21 protein-coding genes are annotated in these 19,192 nt (G+C 50.2%); 7 read left to right on the top strand and 14 right to left on the bottom strand.

The genetic code is table 11. The features are described from left to right. Positions 1-33 precede the first annotated feature (33 nt). From ACFQ2T_RS01190 to ACFQ2T_RS01155, 8 genes are all read right to left on the bottom strand, one after another. Entirely contained in the window at positions 34-258 is a 225-nt protein-coding gene (locus tag ACFQ2T_RS01190) for a hypothetical protein (RefSeq protein WP_379029376.1), read from the bottom strand. Positions 259-285: 27 nt separating this feature from the next. Continuing rightward, positions 286-744 (bottom strand): SRPBCC family protein, encoded by a 459-nt coding sequence (locus tag ACFQ2T_RS01185; RefSeq protein WP_379029375.1) that lies wholly within the window; start codon positions 742-744, stop codon positions 286-288. A 26-nt stretch (positions 745-770) separates the two neighbouring features. Beyond that, entirely contained in the window at positions 771-1,202 is a 432-nt protein-coding gene (locus ACFQ2T_RS01180) for an EamA family transporter (protein WP_379029372.1), read from the bottom strand. Positions 1,203-1,217: 15 nt separating this feature from the next. Beyond that, positions 1,218-1,586 (bottom strand): VOC family protein, encoded by a 369-nt coding sequence (locus tag ACFQ2T_RS01175; protein WP_379029370.1) that lies wholly within the window; start codon positions 1,584-1,586, stop codon positions 1,218-1,220. Between the two features lie 53 nt (positions 1,587-1,639). Further along, entirely contained in the window at positions 1,640-2,002 is a 363-nt protein-coding gene (locus ACFQ2T_RS01170) for an iron chaperone (RefSeq protein ID WP_379029368.1), read from the bottom strand. A 17-nt stretch (positions 2,003-2,019) separates the two neighbouring features. Further along, positions 2,020-2,442, bottom strand: a complete 423-nt coding sequence (locus ACFQ2T_RS01165) for a VOC family protein (RefSeq protein ID WP_379029365.1) — start codon at positions 2,440-2,442, stop codon at positions 2,020-2,022. Positions 2,443-2,450: 8 nt separating this feature from the next. Further along, complete coding sequence (locus ACFQ2T_RS01160) at positions 2,451-2,786, bottom strand: hypothetical protein (protein WP_379029362.1); 336 nt, start codon at positions 2,784-2,786, stop codon at positions 2,451-2,453. Between the two features lie 142 nt (positions 2,787-2,928). Beyond that, the gene (locus ACFQ2T_RS01155; RefSeq protein WP_379029359.1) at positions 2,929-3,408 is read right to left on the bottom strand and encodes a VOC family protein; all 480 of its coding nucleotides are present in this window, start codon (positions 3,406-3,408) and stop codon (positions 2,929-2,931) included. A gap of 225 nt (positions 3,409-3,633) precedes the next feature. Here ACFQ2T_RS01155 and ACFQ2T_RS01150 point away from each other — a divergent pair, with 225 nt between their 5' ends. Beyond that, positions 3,634-4,617, top strand: a complete 984-nt coding sequence (locus tag ACFQ2T_RS01150; protein ID WP_379029356.1) for an integron integrase — start codon at positions 3,634-3,636, stop codon at positions 4,615-4,617. Positions 4,618-4,640: 23 nt separating this feature from the next. Here the strand turns inward: ACFQ2T_RS01150 and ACFQ2T_RS01145 are convergent, their stop codons facing one another. The 6 genes from ACFQ2T_RS01145 to ACFQ2T_RS01120 form a co-directional block, all read right to left on the bottom strand. After that, the gene (locus tag ACFQ2T_RS01145; RefSeq protein ID WP_379029353.1) at positions 4,641-6,824 is read right to left on the bottom strand and encodes a putative bifunctional diguanylate cyclase/phosphodiesterase; all 2,184 of its coding nucleotides are present in this window, start codon (positions 6,822-6,824) and stop codon (positions 4,641-4,643) included. Positions 6,825-7,036: 212 nt separating this feature from the next. Further along, the gene (gene trhO, locus ACFQ2T_RS01140; RefSeq protein ID WP_379029351.1) at positions 7,037-7,957 is read right to left on the bottom strand and encodes an oxygen-dependent tRNA uridine(34) hydroxylase TrhO; all 921 of its coding nucleotides are present in this window, start codon (positions 7,955-7,957) and stop codon (positions 7,037-7,039) included. 126 nt (positions 7,958-8,083) lie between these two features. Beyond that, entirely contained in the window at positions 8,084-8,752 is a 669-nt protein-coding gene (locus ACFQ2T_RS01135) for a GltB/FmdC/FwdC-like GXGXG domain-containing protein (RefSeq protein ID WP_379029348.1), read from the bottom strand. Further along, on the bottom strand, positions 8,749-9,672 hold the full coding sequence (gene fhcD, locus ACFQ2T_RS01130; protein WP_379033859.1) for a formylmethanofuran--tetrahydromethanopterin N-formyltransferase: 924 nt from the start codon (positions 9,670-9,672) through the stop codon (positions 8,749-8,751). Before fhcD ends, ACFQ2T_RS01135 begins: the two co-directional genes overlap by 4 nt. After that, on the bottom strand, positions 9,672-11,339 hold the full coding sequence (locus ACFQ2T_RS01125) for a formylmethanofuran dehydrogenase subunit A (RefSeq protein ID WP_379029345.1): 1,668 nt from the start codon (positions 11,337-11,339) through the stop codon (positions 9,672-9,674). The genes fhcD and ACFQ2T_RS01125 overlap by 1 nt, the downstream gene beginning before the upstream one ends. Continuing rightward, entirely contained in the window at positions 11,336-12,553 is a 1,218-nt protein-coding gene (locus ACFQ2T_RS01120; RefSeq protein ID WP_379029342.1) for a formylmethanofuran dehydrogenase, read from the bottom strand. The genes ACFQ2T_RS01125 and ACFQ2T_RS01120 overlap by 4 nt, the downstream gene beginning before the upstream one ends. A 271-nt stretch (positions 12,554-12,824) precedes the next feature. Between ACFQ2T_RS01120 and ndk the strand changes: the two genes are divergently transcribed. From ndk to hisS, 6 genes are all read left to right on the top strand, one after another. Beyond that, entirely contained in the window at positions 12,825-13,229 is a 405-nt protein-coding gene (ndk, locus tag ACFQ2T_RS01115; protein WP_379029339.1) for a nucleoside-diphosphate kinase, read from the top strand. 143 nt (positions 13,230-13,372) lie between these two features. Beyond that, positions 13,373-14,506, top strand: coding sequence for a 23S rRNA (adenine(2503)-C(2))-methyltransferase RlmN (rlmN, locus tag ACFQ2T_RS01110; protein ID WP_379033857.1), 1,134 nt, complete (start codon positions 13,373-13,375; stop codon positions 14,504-14,506). A gap of 3 nt (positions 14,507-14,509) precedes the next feature. Next, positions 14,510-15,304: a type IV pilus biogenesis/stability protein PilW gene (gene pilW, locus ACFQ2T_RS01105; RefSeq protein ID WP_379029336.1), complete on the top strand. Its 795-nt coding sequence runs from the start codon at positions 14,510-14,512 to the stop codon at positions 15,302-15,304. Continuing rightward, a complete protein-coding gene (locus ACFQ2T_RS01100; RefSeq protein ID WP_379029333.1) occupies positions 15,305-16,519 on the top strand; it encodes a helix-turn-helix domain-containing protein in 1,215 nt (404 codons plus the stop codon). A 2-nt stretch (positions 16,520-16,521) separates the two neighbouring features. Beyond that, positions 16,522-17,808 carry a flavodoxin-dependent (E)-4-hydroxy-3-methylbut-2-enyl-diphosphate synthase gene (ispG, locus tag ACFQ2T_RS01095; protein ID WP_379029330.1) on the top strand — a complete coding sequence of 429 codons (1,287 nt, stop codon included), beginning with the start codon at positions 16,522-16,524 and terminating at the stop codon, positions 17,806-17,808. A gap of 22 nt (positions 17,809-17,830) precedes the next feature. After that, a complete protein-coding gene (gene hisS / locus ACFQ2T_RS01090; RefSeq protein WP_379029328.1) occupies positions 17,831-19,090 on the top strand; it encodes a histidine--tRNA ligase in 1,260 nt (419 codons plus the stop codon). The last annotated feature ends 102 nt before the right edge of the window (positions 19,091-19,192 follow it).

The following is a 19,192-nucleotide window of genomic DNA, read 5'->3' as shown; positions in this document are numbered from 1 at the left end:
AATTTTAAATTAACTATATTAATCAATTGAATATTATTTTTTATTCATGTAATTTATGATTAGTATTTTCAGCAATAAAACCGCAATCATTACAGCCCATGCCACCAAGGTCAATTTAATAAACAAAGCAAAGGTATCTTGCTGACAGATAGCGCCCAACGCGGGATCGAGAGTGTCACAGCCAAATGCCACTACTGCAAACGCTAAACCCGGCCCCAGATGTAAAATGGCCAGTCCATAAATTAACACACGCAACATATCGTAATCCGTTACATTTTGAGCTGGCTAATTCCAGTTATCAATTTTGAAATCATCCGGCGAGGGATGACCCTGGCCAGTTTCAACCAGTGCTTTTAAACTCATGAGGAAGGTTGCCCATTTGGTACTGCAATGTGCCATAAACTCCACCGGCTCAGCCCAATGCCTGTGCGCGAAAAGCACAATGGTGTAATCACCATCCTGGTAAAGATCAAAACTGGCATGCGTACCGACCCACTCATCCGGCCCCGAGATAAAACGCCAAACAACCTGTTTATCCGGGATCATGCTGGTCACTTCAAATTTAATCACGCCGAGAACTTCACCGGTGGGCGTGTTGAAAATAAGCTCTATGACATTACCTGGGCTTGAAACACCGCTGGCCTCCCTGGACCACCAGCCAGCCACACCTTCAACAGTAGCCAGCGCTGCGTAGACTTTTGCAACAGCTGCCTTTATGCCAGCTCTGTGAATAATATCTGCCATTTTTTCTCCTCAAGTATTCGCCTGGCTTAACGCTTGATCGCCAATACCAGTACTCCGATTGCGACCAGCGCAACACCCAGCCACTCACGCGCAGAAAGGCGCTCGCCCAAGAACACGAACGCGAATAACGCGACCAGCACCAGGCTGAATTTATCGACAGGCGCCACTTTGGAGGCTTCGCCCAATTGCAGCGCACGGAAGTAGCATATCCAGGAGGCACCTGTAGCAACGGCGGATAGACCGATAAATAACAATGAGCGTGCCGGCATGGTGAACGGGTTACTCCATTTACCAGCAAACCAGACAAACGGTGCAAGCACGGCGGTGATCACCAACGTGCGGATTAAAGTGGCGAAATCAGAGTCAACACCAGTGATACCGATTTTAGCGAAAATAGCTGTGAGGGCTGCAAAGCAGGCTGAAAGCGCTGCCCAGAAAAACCAGTCATTGATCATCATCCCTCCCCAGTCTTGTTAATCAACATTCTGACCAATACGCCACAGCACACCTGAAGGATCGGTGATGCAAAAATCTCGCATTTTCCAGGGTTGTAGTTCTATCGGCCACAGTTTGACCCCATATTTATTGATCACGCCGCTTTGCTCTACTTTCTGCCACCATGCGTCTACATCTTCAACCAGCAGATGCATCATGAAGTTTTCGGCTAAGCCCTCAGCACAGAAATTTTGCAGTAAAAAACTTGAATTCCCAAAGTGGAAATAGGCAATACCGCCGCCTTCTGACGCCATGGTAAAGCCTATGTCCTGATAAAACTGTTTGGATAATTCAAAGTCTTTGGACGGAACGAATGCCTTGATTTCCGTGACTTTCAGGTTTGTCATGATGAGGGGAGCCGATCTGGTGATTATTTCTATGACTCAAGTATAAATCAAGCTTACCGCTTTCGTGTACCCGCCTCATATTCACGGTAAAAAGCCATGACTACCTGCCCTATCAACTCCAGTGGTAATGGCTGATCGAGCGGAAAGGATAAATTACCTTTTTTGCCACGGTAGGGTTGCAGTACATTGATTAATGCTAAATCCTTGGTGACAGGCGGATAGATACCGATGTGTTTCCTGAATGCTGCAAAATAGAAAAAGACATGTTGATTGGCGCGGAATGCAGGCATTTGATAACTGATACATCGCGTGACTTCAGGTAGCAACGTTTCGACTTTCTGCTGTATAGAAAGCATTAAAGCCTGAATCACAGGACTCAGGCTTTTAAAATACTCTTCATGTGAGCTAAATACCACAGGTGGCTCCCGGGAGTTTAAACTTCAATCTGCCAATCAGGATTCCATACCACTTCCCAGAGATGTCCATCCGGGTCTTGAAAGTAGCCACCATAGCCGCCCCAGAAAGTATCCTGTGCAGGCTTGGTAATGGTTGCCCCGCTTTTCCTCGCTTGTTCCATCACTTCATCAACCTCGGCTTTGGAGCCGACGTTGTGGGCAATGGCAAAACTGGTCGGGCTGGAAGGTGAAACCGGGAGCTTGGTATCATGCGCCAGGCTGTTGCGCGGCCAGATTGCCAGTTTCAAGCCACCTTTCAATTCAAAAAACACCACGGCACCATGTTCAAACTCCGTACCCATAATGCCTTCAGTCACCAAGCCCATGCCATCCCGATAAAAGCTGAGCGAGGCTTCCAGGTTATCTACCCCTAGCGTAATCATGGCAATCGAAGGTTTCATGGCTTGATTTATCTGGTAAGGATATATACGCATGTTGAAATGGCAGCGATTGACAAACCAAACGAGACAAACAGCATGGTTTTATAAGCGGCCACCTGTTTGTTTGCCACTTGTGCAGCCGCTTCAATTTGCTGGATTGCCTGCTGCATCTTTTCTGCCAGCACATGGATAGACTCTGCATTTTGCACGGCGGCAGCCTGAAGCTCTTCAATCTGCTTGACCAGCAGCGGATCTGCCTTGGCAGCAGCTTCAGGTTTGTAAGTGAATGCAGGCACAGCCGAAGTGGCTACCTGCGCGATGTAAGGCGCCAACGCCTTGATAATTGGTAAAAATTGAATAGCCACATTAACCTCGCCAACATTATTTAACTTTTTTCTTCATAGTACGGACTGAATGCTTGTACGTCCACCCCAAAGGTATGTTTAAAGAGATTAAAAACTATGCAACCCTTTACTTCTTCAAGATATACCCAAGGTTAAAGCCATCTCAACCGCGGCGAGCTGCTTCAATAGTGGCGATATCAATTTTCTGCATCTGCATCATCGCTTCGAAAGCGCGCTTCGCCGCAGCGGGGTCCGGGTCGGTGATTGCCGCCACTAATGCACGTGGCGTGATTTGCCAGGAAATTCCCCACCTGTCCTTACACCAGCCACAGTCACTTTCTTGCCCGCCATTTTCCACAATCGCATGCCATAAGCGATCAGTTTCAGCCTGATCATCGGTCGCCACCTGGAACGAGAATGCTTCATTGTGCTTGAAGATGGGACCACCATTCAGGCCCAGACAAGGAATATCCATGACAGTGAATTCAACTGTCAGTGGATCGCCTTGCTTGCCCGAGGGATAATCACCAGGCGCATAATGCACAGCCCCAACGGCACTGTCCGGGAATGTAGCAGCATAAAAGTTTGCCGCTTCGTGCGCATCCCCGTCGAACCAAAGACAAATCGTGTTTTTAGCAGCCATTTTTTCCTCAATCCGTAAAAGTTTATTTTCGTATCATCAAAGTAGCTGAATGCAAGCCACAGGCAACAGCCTTCCCATCTTGACAAATGCTGATGGCGACAAGTTCGGGCGAGAATATCCTGAGTTTTATTTAATCAATCTACTATTATTTAAAAACTTATGATTTAATTCATATAATTCAGACCATAAATAAATTTTAGTGCACCTGATATAGGGAGTTTAAAAATGGATAGCGCGCCTAATCAATCGACTCAGCCCAAACTATTCCCAAGTATTATTGAGCGCCTTAACGCGCTTGAATATAGCCAGCGCACAGAAGAATCTTATATTCAGTGGATAAAGCGCTTTATCACTTTCCATCACAAGCGGCATCCGCGCGATATGGGTAGTGAAGAAATTGAAGCCTATTTAAACCATTTAGCCATTGATAAAAAGGTGTCGGCCAGCACGCAAAGCCAGGCAAAAAGCGCACTGCTATTTTTATATAAAGAAGTTTTGCAGCGTGAGTTGCCTGCCATGGAGAACCTGACAAAAGTCAAAGCGGATAAGCGCTTACCGATGGTATTGACCAAGCATGAGGTGCAAGCCATTCTTTCGCGGCTAAATGGCACGATGTGGCTGATGGCGAGTTTGTTATATGGTAGCGGCTTGCGCGTGACAGAGTGTTTGCGTTTACGGATAGCAGATATTGATTTTGACCGGCTGGAGATTCTGGTGCGCGATACAAATGGCCATAAAAATCGCATTACCTTATTACCTTCCAGCTTGGTCGAATCTTTAAAAGCGCACTTTCAAGAAGTGGAAATATTGCATGCGGAGGATTTAGCCAAAGGGTTTGGTGAGGCAAGAGTGCCGCCAGGCCTGGCAAAAAAATATCCTGAAGCTGGCAAAGAATTTACCTGGCAGTATGTATTCCCATCCACCAAACTCTCAGTGCATCAGCAAACCGGTGTGGTATATCGTCATCATGCGGATGAAAAAACCGTGCAACGTGCGGTAAAAAAGGTAGCGAAACAGGCCGAGATTAAGAAGGAAGTATCGCCGAATACATTGCGTCACAGTTTTGCCACCCATTTACTCCAGGGCGGGCAGGATGTAAAAACGGTGCAAGAGTTACTCGGCCACGCCGATGTGAGTACCACAATGATTTATACGCAAGTGGTCAATACCGGCGGACGCGGTGTAGCCAGTCCGCTGGATGTGATTTAGTAATAGTCTTTCACATGCAACCATCATGCTGCTGATGGGACATTTTTAATGCCGATCAAACTGGCGAATTGCATGGCTGGCATAGGCTTGCCGAACAGGCTGCCCTGCCCCTCTTCGCATTGTTTCTCTTTTAAATAGTGGTACTGGCTTTTAGTCTCGATGCCTTCAGCTATCGTTTGCAGGTCAAAACCATGAGCGATATCCAGCGTGGCACACACAACTGAATCATCCTGTTTATGCTCCAGCATGCCATGCACAAACGAGCGGTCGATCTTGATTCGCGTCAGTGGATAAGTTTTAAGCAGGCTTAACGATGCATAACCGGTACCGAAGTCGTCAAAGGCAATACCTACGCCATAAATTTTGAGCTTGCGCAGTGCGTTCAACACCACTTCATCATTGTCGAGGGCAATATTTTCAGTGATTTCCAGTTCCAATGCTTCAGGTGGCAAGCCATGCCGGGCAAGTATATCCATGACTTCCTGTACCACATTCCCTACATGGAATTGCGCTTCGAAAAGGTTAACCCCTATGCGGAATTCGCTGGCCCCGTTGCGTCGCCAGTAAGCGGCCTGGGCACAGGCTTCATCCAGAATCCACGAGCCGACAATCGCGGCCAGTGGCCCGCCTTCCAGGGCGGGTAAAAATGAAATCGGTGTTAATACACCACGTTTGGGATGATGCCAGCGCAATAAAGCTTCTGCACCTATCACTTTGCCGGTATTTAAATTCACCTGTGGTTGGTAATACAGCAGGAATTCACCCTGATCCACTGCCCTGTGTAACTCCATGGCATACAGGCGGCGTGCCACCGCTTCCATACGCAAGGCTGGCGTAAACAGGAATACCCGGCCGCGGCCGGACATTTTGGCCTTGAACAAGGCAAGATCAGCGTCACTGACCAGTTCCAGTGCTTCCTGCGCATGCAGTGGCGCCATAGCGACGCCACAGCTGGCAGCAACACGTACTTCGTGCCCATCAATCAGGATTGGCATGGCTATTTGCTGAATGATTTTCTCAGCCAGATCCATGGCAGCTTCAGGGTTGAGGATATTGGGCACCACGATGGCAAACTCGTCACCACCGATGCGAGCCACCAGCCCTGGCACATTGACTAGGCGTGCCATTTGTACGGCAACTTGTTTGAGTACCGCATCTCCAAGCGTGTGCCCCAGGGTATCGTTTACATCCTTGAAACCATCTAGGTCTATCATAAACACGGCAGCGGGTTTAGGCACTGTTAAAGTATCTTCGACGACACGGTAAAAACGTGCACGGTTTGCCAGTCCTGTCAGCAAGTCAACATTGGCGCGCAGGCGCAGATCAGCCTCTTCCATTCTTTGTTCGGTAATGTCTTTGAGGATAGCCTCAAAGCGCATCTTGCCGGATTCTTTCCAGGCAAACAGTGAAAACCCGAGCAGGAAGCGCGTACCATCTTTGCGCAAACCTGATATTTCCGAGAAAGTATCCAGGTGGCCCAGCGTATCCGCAGCCACGGCTTTGTCTATGGTTTCGTGCAGAATCGAACGATCTCGTTCCGGCACCAGCATGTCCACTGACTGGCCGACGCCTTCCGACAAGCTATATCCATGCGAAAGGGCTGCTGCTGCGTTCCAGGCAAGGATTTGCAGATGCTCATCGAACCACACCACCGGTGTTGTTGAATTACCGGCATATTTCTCAAAGGTGGGACGGTGGCGATTACTCGAGGTTTCTATACGACGCAACTCGAGGCGGTCTGACACAATATGAGCCAGCTCGCGTAGTCTTCTCTGATCTTCTTCAGAAAAGTTTAAATGAGGTTTGTTGTCAATGACACATAAGGCGCCAAGCGCCAAACCACCTGGGGAACGCAAGGGAACACCTGCATAGAACCGCACATTGGCTTCGCCAGTCACCAGCGGATTATCGTGGAAGCGTTCATCTAGCGTGGTGTCCGGCACCACCATGATCTGTATCTGGTTGATGGCATGCGCGCAAAAAGACACATCACGCCGCATATCAGCCTCACCAATCCCCACAGCGGCGGCGAAAAACACATGGTCGCTGCCTATCATATTCACTGCGGCCACCGGCATATCAAACATACGGGCGGCAATTTGCACTATCGGATCCAGGCTGGGAACCAGGCCTTCATCGTCAAATCCGTGTTCATATAAAGCGGCGAGTCGCTCTTGTTCATTGGCTAATATTGCAGGGCATTTCACTGCAGTCTCCTTAATACGAGCGCTTGGACATTGGTCTATCTGTTTAATAAAAGTATAGACATAATCACATGCATTTACACCAATTTTCTTTCATGCAAATGAAAACGGAGCAAACTAAACAGGCTTGTATTTAAGCATTGTCAGTGGGTTCGCCAGAAAAAAACGCCTATTTTGTAAATGGTGACGGTTACAATATGGCTCTGGCAATACGTTTACTTATGTTTGCCATCGCCGATATGGCTTTGCCCGCGCGCCCTGGCCAGTTTGACCTGTTTTTGTCGTTCGCGCAGGGAGTCCCTTTTTTCAGCAGATAACTTAGCGTAGCAATAAGGACACGAAATACCGGCCTCATATTGTTCGCTTTGCATTTCTTCCTGGGTCAATGGCATGCGGCAGGCATAGCATTGGTGGTGGTCACCTACCTCCAGCCCGTGTTTGACGGCCACACGCTGGTCAAATACAAAACAATCACCTTCCCACAGGCTTTCTTCTTCAGGCACGGTTTCAAGATATTTGAGGATGCCGCCCTGCAAGTGGTACACCTCTTCAAATCCCTGCTGTTTCATGAAGGAAGAGGCTTTTTCACAGCGGATACCGCCGGTGCAAAACATGGCTACTTTTTTGTGCCTGGTGTTATCCAGGTTTTCGGCCACGTACTTGGGAAACTCGCGGAATGTGGTGGTTTTTGGATCTACAGCACCTTTAAAGGTGCCGATATGCACTTCGTAATCGTTGCGGGTGTCCAGCAAAATCACATCCGGGTCAGAGATCAGCGCATTCCAGTCTTCCGGTTTCACGTAAGTCCCCACCACATCATTCGGGTCTACACCCTGCACACCCATGGTGACGATTTCTTTTTTCAGCTTGACCTTCATGCGGTAAAACGGATGGCTGTCCGCCCAGGATTCTTTATGTTCGAGTTCTGCCAGGCGTGGGTCGCTGCGTAAATAAGCCAGAATGGCGCGGATATCTTCCGGCTTGCCGGCGATCGTGCCATTGATGCCTTCATTCGCCAGCAGCAAGGTGCCTTTAATGCCCAGCATCAGGCATTGTTCCAGGATAGGTTGTTGCAGGTCTTTGTAGTTATCCAGGGTGACAAATTTATATAGCGCGGCGGTAAGGTATTGACTCATTTGGGAAATAGCATGATTGCAAAGAATAGGATTTTACCACCCTAAGCCGCTGAATGAAAAAGACAAATATGCAAAAAACAAACGGGCATCACGCCCGTTTGATAAATATTGATCCAAATCAAAAGATTATAGAATCACTAAAATCTCTGCCTTACCCAGGCCGCCCATATCACCCATCCAGCGTTGCACGCGCAGGCTGGAAATGTCGGCAAACCGGCTATCGAGTAATTTAAACGATTTATACAGGATATTCAGGAAAGGCAATTTGTGCGGGCCGCAATCGATCCAGGTTGCTTGTGCAGCTGGCGCGTTTGCCAGCAATAAGGTACCCCGTTTCATGCCATAACCAAGGTAAGCGCCTGTTGTCCCCAGAACTCCGAGCGTACCCGCCATCATATCGGATGCGCAGTAATCACCGGCATTACCTTCAATCAGCAGCATGCCGCGACGCATACGGTCACCGGCACGTGCGCCGGCATTGCCTTTACAGATCAGCACGCCCTGCTGGAGTTGTGCGCCCAGGAAATCACCGGCATCCTGCTCTACAATGACCTGGCCCAGCGTCATACCGAAACCAATATAGGCATGGTGTGAAGTGGTGTTTTTAAAGATCACTTGCAATGCTTCGACACTACTATCTACACTGATATCAAATAGTTCGCCAGCAGTAAGATTTTTCGCCAACTTGATAGCAGCAATCTCGGCAACTGTTTTTGCTTGCAAGGATTGCGGTGACAGGTTGCGGCAATCAATGCTGCGTGTGACTGGCTTGGCTGTTAATGTGATGATACTCATGCGACCTCCCCGCTTAAAATCGGGCGCAGTTTAAAGTGATGTGGCCCCAGTTTTCCACCGTAGTTACCGGCAGAAATACGCAGAATGCCATTCTCCTTACCCAGTCCGCATGCGGCCTCAATGCCAGCCTTCATGGATAACGCGATATCTTCAAAAGCCAGGCCGTTCACGACAATCTCCATCACGCTTTCCACACGCGGATCCAGCTCACTCTTGACTGCGCCTTTTAATGTCGGACAGAAAGCATCATTGGTACTGGCAAACATTTTGGGATATTTGCTACCGACCTTGGAGCCGGAACGCACCACACCACCAGGAAACGGCATGATCACATTCGGAAACTTGCGCATGGCATCAATCGCCGCCTCGCACGCTGTCAGCACTTGTGCCTGGCTGGTACCCAGTACCAAAAAGTTACCGCCACCAATCGCGCGCACCATACCGGTGGTTTCTTCGGTCAGGAACTCACCATCCATCACTGGAATACGCCAGTAGCGTTTCAGTTTGCCCTCGGCATTCGGAATCTGCTTGGATATCTGGTTACCATCACCAAAAAAGCGTAAATGTTTACCGAGACTGATCATGTCTTCAGACTCGATACCGGCAAAGGCGGCGGCAGTCGGACAAGTCAGGATACATTGCCCCATACGGGTTTCCAGCTGTTGCATCAGTACTTTGCTACCCATGGCAAACAGCAGCACGCTGACGCCGGGTCGGCCATCGGGGGTTTCGTCCTCAGTCAGTTCGCGCTCTATGCCTGCTTCCACGCCGCAGCCAATCACACTGGTGGCAAAACCGGTCATGGCATTGGCTGCGTTATAAGCCCAGCGCAGGTTTTGCGCGGTAATCAGTACCCGTGTCGCCCGCATATTGAAGGCTTCAGCAAAGGTGTCATCTATTTCTACGCCGTTAATAATCATCATGCCCCCTGCACATGATTAATGACATGGTTGCGGCCATCTTCCGCAATATGGTCATTACTGATTTTAAAGTGTTGCATTTGCATGGTGTGGTAACGATCAAAATACTGCTTGATGTCTTTTTCCACGCCCAGGTCAAATGCAGGCTTGGCAGTATGGGTAGCACCCCATACCACTTTAATGACTTTCCCTTCTTTCACCACCAGTTCACCATCCTTGAACACCAGGTCTGGCTTGGCGAACATGGCTTCTTTGTCAGGCTGCTCGGAATAAACAGTAATATCAGCCGCAGCACCTACTCCCAAATGACCACGGTCCAGCAGGCCTATCAGTTTGGCAGGGGCCGCGCGTGTCATAGTGGCGATTTCATACAGACTGTACTCCCTGTCCAGCGCCTTGAGGTTACTCATGGCTTGCGCGTCCAGGTTCAGCTTGTCAAAGGCTTCATTGCGGAAAGACCTGTCCATCAGCAAACGGATAAGATGCGGATAACTGGTAAATGGTGCACCATTCGGGTGGTCAGTAGTCAGGAATACACGCCACGGGTCTTCCACGCTTAAGAAAATCTCCAGGCCTATCGCCCATTGCAAGGCATTGACGTAATTCTCGTCCCGGTATTTGAATGGCACTACACCACAACCAGCATCGCATTCAATATCCATAATCACCGATTTTTTCGGGTTGGCGACTTTGGCGTTCAAATGCTGCATCATGTTATCGCCGGAAGCAGTCACGGTCTGGCCAAACAATATCTGGCCGACATCGGCAGTGATATGTTTGTTTTTATTGATCGCTTCCGCAATATTGGCGGCGGCGGAAGAAAACTTCTTGTCGCCTTCTGTGCCGTAGCTGTGAAACTGGATATGTGTCAAATGCATGGGTATACCATCACTGGCACCCATGGTATCCAGGGTCGTCTGGAAGTTGCCAGCCACACCCAGGTTATTACAGTGCACATGCAATGGTTTGGCAATACCAAGGTCATTCACGGCTCGGCTCAGCGCCTGCAAAATACGGCGTGGCGTAATGTGGTAATGGCTATGCTGCTGGTCAAGATCCTGGCGGCGCTCGTTGAATTTGAATGCAGAGATACCACCCGGGTTCACGACTTTAATGCCTATGGTTTGCGTGGCGTGCAAGGTCCAGGCGACATAATCATTGATGGTTTTCTGGTCGGCATTCTGGCTGAGCAGGCGCAACAGGTAGTCGTCGTTGCCCAGCATGGCGTAACCGCCTTTATCGATCATGGGTGTATCGCCCATCTCCATATGCGCCTGGCGGGCATTGACTGCCAGGATCGCCGGTTCAAATGCTGCGGTATAGCCCATTTCGATATAGCGCATGCCGGTATCGGTGGTGTTCGGCGTCGCGTGGTGGCTGCAATTGGCGCCGCAGATATGCGCTTCCGGCTCCTGCAAGCGGCGCATATCCTGGTATTCAGGCAGCAGCATGCGTGCGATATTCACTTTGCCACCGCCGATATGGCTATGCATATCGATGGCACCGGCCATCACGATTTTGCCGTTCAGCTCATGCGCATGGTCGATTTTCTCGGTCTCGGCGGGCTTGGCAATAATGCGGCCATCACGGATATAAATATCTTCCAGTACGCCATCTTTGTTATGGGCAGGATCGATTACCCTGGCATTTTTGAGTAAGGTAATCATGCCGCTTTCCCTTCAATTGCGATGGCTTTTTCTATCAATGCAACGACATGCGCTAAGGTGGGTACTTCAGAAGGTTTTGCCGCAGTGAGAGGCAAAGTGACCGAACCATCAACGCGGAATTGTTGGCCGCCTGTATCCAGCCCTGGGGTAGCGACCGGAATAAAAACGGCAGGCGGGGTGGTAAAAAGGCTGTCAGCCGCACCCAATACAATGACTGGCGAAACTTCAGCAGGCGGCATCGCCTCTGGGCTGAAACTATTGACCCAGACGACCGCATCGTGGTCCTGCCAGTTCGGCGCATCGATAATCACGCCATTGAGCCAGGTATGTGCGTAATTTACACTGGTATCACCATCGCTGCCGCCCAGAGACAAGCCCATGGCGCGTGACTTCTGGTTGAGCGCAACCACGGTTTCCGTAATATTTTCGATGGTTAATTCCGCATGTTCATAATGCAGGTCTTTGGATATCCAGATCAAGGTGGCGTATTTGGCAGCTTTCAGGGTTTCTGCCAGCGCGGCCAGTGTACTGACTGCGACACCAGCCACAGTTTCACCAGCTACCGGCTTATTCATCACCAACGCGCGCAAGGCAGAGACTACTTGCGGCAATTGTTCAGATGGGCAGGCAATGACTTGAGGCGCACGCCCGTCCGGAGAAGTACCTGCCTGCGTTTTCAACTTGTCGCCGCCCAGGTAAATAATCTGGCGGGCTGCCGGTTCGGTAAACATGGCTTCATCTACCCACACCACACGCTCAAAAAAGCGCGCATTGTGCGTCACTACATCGGTACCTATCATCAAAATCACATCGGCGCGGTTACGCACTTCGGTAAGTGTGGTGGTTTGCCAGCCGCGATGCTGTAGCACTTTCATATTGCGTAGCGTGCTTGCGGCATTCAGGTGCGTCATATCCGCACCGCTCTGGTTAGCCAGCCTTACCAATGCACGCGCGCCATGAACATCAGTACTGCTACCGGCGATCAACGGCGATTGTGCTTGCTGCAGCAATGCCGCAGCGGCTTTTACCGCTTCGGCCAAGTTAACAGCTTGCCCATTTACCTGCGGCTGCACATTCAAAGAGGTAGACCGGGCATAGAATTTCGCTGCCTTACCACACGAAAACTGCTGCTTGGCTATTGCATCTGCCGAAATATCGTCACATAGCAAGCCACAGGCCGGGCAAGCATGCATACTCTGTTCTGTATTTATCATGTATGGAAAGATCTCTCGTCCAAGTTGAAAAATCCAACGCCATCGTTGAAAACCATCACATCATACAAACATCTATACGGGATGGATAGAAAAAATAAAGCAGGTTATACGCGTTATTTGAGCTATTAAAAGTATACACACTGCCGGTGAGTGAGCAACGCATCATCAATGAATACACAAACAATCCGCAATCAAGGTTTATCAATCACGTTAAAAATAGTAGAATAGCTGTTTGATTTTTCTTGTTAATTAACTACACATTGGAGTTTTCATGGCTTTAGAGCGCACACTTAGCATTATCAAACCAGACGCTGTTGCAAAAAACGTGATTGGTCAAATCTATACCCGTTTTGAAAACGCCGGTTTGAAAATCGTGGCTGCTAAATTCACGCAACTGACACAAGCTGAAGCTGAAGGCTTTTACGCTGTGCACAAAGAGCGCCCTTTCTTTAACGACCTGGTCAAATTCATGGTCTCCGGTCCTGTCATGATCCAGGCACTTGAGGGTGAAAATGCAGTATTGAAACACCGCGACCTGATGGGTGCTACTAACCCTAAAGATGCAGCGCCAGGCACTATCCGTGCTGACTTCGCTGAAAGCATTGATGCCAACGCTGTGCACGGTTCAGACAGTCTGGAAAATGCAGCGATCGAAATTAAATACTTCTTTGGTTAATCATTGAAGCTTCGTCATGATACGGCGTTGCCTGCTAAAAAAGATTTCCTTACATACTCAAATGTATGCGGCGTCGTCATTTTTTAGCACGCGCCTTGTCTCATTTAGAAGCTTAAATGATTGAGAAGATGAGAAATGGAACTTTGGTTAATTTACTGAACTTAAACCAGCCGCAACTCGCCGATTACTTTACCAGTATCGGCGAGAAGCCTTTCCGCGCCAAACAACTGATGCGCTGGATGCATCACTTCGGGGTGTTAGACCTCGACCAGATGACGGATATCGCCAAAGTCCTGCGTGAAAAATTACGCCAGGAAGCCGAATTCAAATTACCCGATGTGCAGTTGGAACAAGTCTCCGACGACGGCACACGTAAATGGCTGATAGGCACCAACAACCTCAAAGACGGTACTGCCAATAGCGTAGAAACCGTGTTTATCCCCGAAGATGACCGTGGCACCCTGTGTATCTCCAGCCAGGTTGGCTGCGCACTTGAATGCACATTTTGCAGCACCGGCCGCCAGGGCTTTAACCGTAACCTGAGTGTGTCCGAAATCATCGGCCAATTGTGGGTTGCTAACAACTCACTGCGTCAGGCCGAAGGCTATAACATGCTGCCGGCCAGTGACCGTATTATTTCCAATGTGGTCATGATGGGCATGGGTGAACCGCTGGCCAATTATGACAATGTAGTGACCGCCATGCAGATCATGCTGGATGACAGCGCTTATGGCTTAAGCCGCCGTCGCGTGACCTTGTCTACCAGCGGCATGGTGCCTGCCATGGACAGGTTGAAAGAAGATTGCCCGGTCGCACTGGCAGTGTCATTGCATGCACCCAATGATGCTTTGCGCGATGAAATCGTGCCTATCAACAAAAAATATCCGATCAAAGATTTGATGGCAGCGTGCGAGCGCTACCTGGTCAAGGCACCGCGTGACTTTGTCACTTTTGAATATGTAATGCTGGATGGCATCAATGACAGTATTGAACATGCCAGACAATTACTTGACGTGGTGCGTAACGTGCCTTGTAAATTCAACCTGATTCCGTTCAATCCGTTCCCTAACAGCGGCTATGGGACTTCCAAACCGGTGCAGGTACGTGCGTTTCGTGATATGTTAATGCAGGCTGGTTATGTGGTCACCGTACGCAAAACCCGCGGTGAGGATATTGATGCTGCTTGCGGCCAGCTGGCGGGCAAGGTGCTGGATAAAACCCGCCGGACAGAAAGAACAATTGCTATTCAATCTGCTGCTATTCATCCTGGCCAATAAGTCATGAGAACATATTTTCTTGCGCAACTCCTGCTGATCTCCCTGGCTGGTCTGTGGCTAACCGGTTGTGCGCAAAACCCGGCTAATACTGCAAATAACCTGCCTTACGACCAGCAACCCGTAGGCCGTGAAACCGGCGATGTGGAATCAGCCCGTGTGCACACCGAGCTCGGTGCGGAATATTTCCGCCTGAAACGTTATGATGTTGCGCTTGAAGAGTTCAACACCGCCACTGAGCGTAGCTCTAATTACGCCCTCGCCTATAATGGCCTTGGGCTGGTCTATGCTGCACTGGGTGATAAATCGCGTGCCGAGCCCGCTTTCCAGCGTGCGATTCAATTGCAGCCGGAGAATTCGGAATCGCACAATAACTACGGCCGCTTTTTATGCGACCAGGGGCGTTATGAAGACTCGCAGAAAGAATTCATGTTAGCGGTTAAAAATCCGCTGTATAAAACACCGCAAGTGGCTTATTACAATGCAGGCGTATGCGCATTGCGCAGCAAGCAGAAGCCACAAGCAGAAACCTATTTCAGCAAAGCACTGCAAGTGGACCCCTTGGCGCACGCCAGTGCTTACCAGCTCGCCAATTTACAGTTCGCGCGTGGCGATGCAAGTGCGGCATTGAATACACTGCAGAACAATGTGAGTGTCGCGCCAACACCAGAATCATTACTGTTAGCAGTGCGCATTTATCGTGCATTACAAATGCCGGATGAGGCGCATCACTACAGTGTGCAGCTGCACAAACTGTTTCCAAATTCCAACGAAACCAAACAATTGTTGAAAATGGAGTAAATGCAAGTGACGTCAGAAGATAACATCAACGTCAACCCGCTACAGACAGAGGCTGAAAATAAGCCTAAGCGTGGGCGCAAACGTAAAATCGATACAGAAATCGTGTCTGATCAGGTAGATAGTACCGGCGTTGAAGTACAACCCATTGATACCTCAACCCCGGACTACACAGGCGACCCTATCAGCATGCAATCTTCTTTACCAGACAACGACTTACCTCCGATCGAAGAACCTATTGTGCCAGTGATTGCAGGCTCGGGCTGCGGCAACGTATTAAAAGCGGCACGTGAATCGCAAGGACTGAGTATTCATGAGGTTTGCAGCCAGTTACGTCTCGGTCCCAAGCAGATCCAGGCCATTGAACAGGATGATTTCGACAAGCTGCCGCAACCCAGCATCGTGCGCGGATTTATACGCAACTACGCCAAGTTGCTGAATATTGATGTCGCGCCGGTGCTGGAAGCTTATCAACGCATGGTGCCCAGCACCGCGCCTTTGCCACTCAGCGTCAGGTCTAATGCCAGTCCGTCAATCATCGACAAACCGGCGCGCGCGATTCGTCCGCAACGCATACTCACATTTTTTATTTTCCTGATCCTGGCTGCGATCCTGGCTTACTTTTACATCAACCATATCAAACCACAGGCGCTTAAAAATGCCTCGCTGGCGCTGGATGTAGATGAAATCAGTGAAACAACCGGCCAAGAAATCAATGTTCCGGCGCCGGTGACCGACGACGCTGCGACGTCTGCTGCAATAGCGGCAGATCCTGCGGTCACGCCCGAAAATAATGCCACAGCGCCATTATCAACGTCGGCTGAGCCCGCTGCTGGCAATCCGCCAGAGGTATTAGCGGCTCCCGCCCCTGAGCCTGCCAGTGCCCCTGCACCAGTCCCGGACAGCACCATCGTCAGCACACCTACTCCGGCTGCCAACAACGTGGTGGAAAGTACCACGCTTAAATCAGCTGACCCGCAAAAGGCCATTCTGGTGTTTAAAGTCACGGACGATTCCTGGGTGCGTATCGAAGATATGCAAGGCAAAAAAATCCTCAGTGAAGTACTGACTGCAGGTTCTGAACACAATGTAGTGGCTGAGAAACCGGTCAACGTCATTGTTGGTCATGCCCAGGGCACGCAATTGACGATTGATAATCAACCTTACGACCTGACCCAGGCCACACGTGGCCGTGTCGCGCGCATTCAATTGAAATAACCATGATTCAACGTCGAAACACCCGCCAGGTCATGATAGGCCACGTCGCAGTCGGCGGTGGGCTCTATGGCACGACCGCTTCGCCTGTGGTCGTCCAGAGCATGACCAATACCGATACTGCCGATGCCGAAGCAACCATACGCCAGGTCTATGAACTATGGCAAGCCGGCTCTGAAGTGGTGCGTATCACGGTGAATTCCGCCGAAGCTGCCGCTCAGGTCGCTACCATACGCAAAGGCCTGGATGCCCTGGGTTGCAGCGTGCCTTTGGTAGGTGACTTTCACTTTAATGGCCATAAGTTACTGCAGGCTTATCCAGATTGTGCCGAAGCACTGGCTAAATACCGTATCAACCCGGGCAATGTCGGCAAAGGCAGCAAGCGGGACGAACAGTTCGGCGCCATGATTGAAGCCGCCATCCACTACAAAAAAGCAGTGCGTATCGGTGTGAACTGGGGCAGCCTGGACCAAGCCAAAATGGCACAGATGATGGATGATAACGGCAAGCTGGCTGAGCCGTTATCTGCCGATGCTTTAATGCGCGAGGCCCTGATTCAATCAGCGCTGGAAAGTGCACAACAAGCCATAGACCTGGGCCTCAGCCCAGACCAGATCATTATTTCCTGCAAAGTCAGCAATGTACAGGACCTGATCCAGGTCTATAGCGACCTTGGCCAACGTTGCGAGTACCCCTTGCACCTCGGGCTGACCGAAGCTGGCATGGGCTCCAAAGGCATCGTCGCTTCAACTGCCGCGCTGTCGATCCTATTACAGTCTGGCATAGGCGATACCATCCGTGTATCGCTGACACCGGAACCTAACGAATCCCGCACCAAGGAAGTGGTCGTCGCGCAGGAGATCCTGCAAACCATGGGTATACGTTCGTTTACACCATTAGTGACGGCCTGCCCTGGCTGTGGTCGTACAACCAGCACCTATTTCCAGGAACTGGCGATGCAAATCCAGAGCTGGTTACGCCAGCAGATGCCCATCTGGCGCGGTCAATATCCAGGAGTCGAAACGCTAAACGTGGCGGTGATGGGTTGTGTGGTCAATGGTCCCGGCGAATCCAAACTGGCCAATATCGGTATCAGTTTGCCCGGCACCGGCGAAACACCGGTCGCACCGGTATTTGTCGATGGCGAAAAAACCGTGACGCTAAAAGGTGATCATATTGCGCAAGACTTCCAGTTGCTGGTGGATGAATATGTGCGCACCCATTATGCCGAAGGCGGAAAATTACGCGCCATCAAGCCCAGCATCATTCCTATTGTCGCCATCCCGCAATAATTAAAGCAAACGGCTGTAAGCAATGACTCAAAAATTTCAATCCATCAAAGGCTTCTATGACATTTTGCCGGAAGCCACCCCGCTCTGGTTCAAACTGGAAGATACTGCCCGTAAAATTCTGAGCCAGTACGGCTATCACAACATCCGCATGCCTGTGGTTGAGCCAACCGAATTATTCGTCCGCAGCGTCGGTGAACATACAGACATTGTCGAAAAAGAAATGTATGCCTGGGAAGATGCCCTCAATGGTGACAAACTGACCTTGCGTCCTGAAGGCACTGCGGGCTGTGTACGTGCGGTGGTGGAACATAACCTGACCTACAATGGCCCGCAACGCCTGTGGTATATGGGCCCGATGTTCCGCCATGAGAACGTCCAAAAAGGCCGTCAGCGCCAGTTCCACCAGATCGGTGTGGAAGCGTTTGGGTTTGATGGCCCGGATGTAGATGCAGAACAAATCGTCCTACTGGCACGCTTATGGCAGGCCCTGGGCATCCAGGATGTCGAATTACAGATTAACAGTATTGGTGATGCTGCTGAGCGCGCGCAATACCGCGAAACGCTGATTGGCTATTTTGAGCAACATGCTGACTTGCTTGACGAGGATGCCAAACGCCGTTTACATAACAACCCATTACGCATTCTGGATAGCAAAAATCCGCGCATGCAAGCCATGTGTGAAGCTGCCCCAAAACTGATGGATGGCCTGGGCGAAACCTCCAGGCAACACTTTGCCCAGTTATGCGCCCTGCTGACACAATCCGGCATTGCCTATACGATTAACCATCGCCTGGTACGCGGACTGGACTACTACAACCGCACTGTGTTTGAATGGGTGACCACAAAACTGGGCGCGCAAGGCACGATTGCCGGTGGTGGCCGGTACGACACGCTGGTAGAGCGTATTGGCGGCAATGCTACCCCGGCCTGCGGTTTTGGTATTGGCCTGGAACGTGTCTTCCTGCTCATGCAGGAGTACGGCGTCAGCGCACAAAACCAGCCCGATATTTACCTGGTCAATGTAGGCGAACTGGCAGAACAAAAAGCCTTTACCGTGGCGGAAACCCTGCGTAATATGGGACTAAGCGTGGTGCTGCATGCAGGTGGCGGCAGCTTTAAATCGCAAATGAAAAAAGCAGACCGTAGCGGTGCGCGCTATGCGGCCATTTTTGGTGATGATGAAGCGGCCGCCAATGAAATCAGCCTGAAACCGATGCTGGGCCAGGGTGAACAGGCCCGTGTGCCATTCGAACAAATACTCGACATTGTGCAAGCGGGATAAATGCCATCCAAGGAGAGCGGAAGTTGAAACACTCGCATTTGTTGCACACTTCGACTGAATTGAAATGTCTGGCATTCTCTCTTATAGTCACCGTAGCAAACC

This window comes from Methylophilus flavus (genome assembly GCF_042678905.1).
GTDB classification, from domain to species: Bacteria; Pseudomonadota; Gammaproteobacteria; order Burkholderiales; family Methylophilaceae; genus Methylophilus; species Methylophilus flavus.
This window is presented reverse-complemented; position numbering and strand designations above follow the sequence as displayed.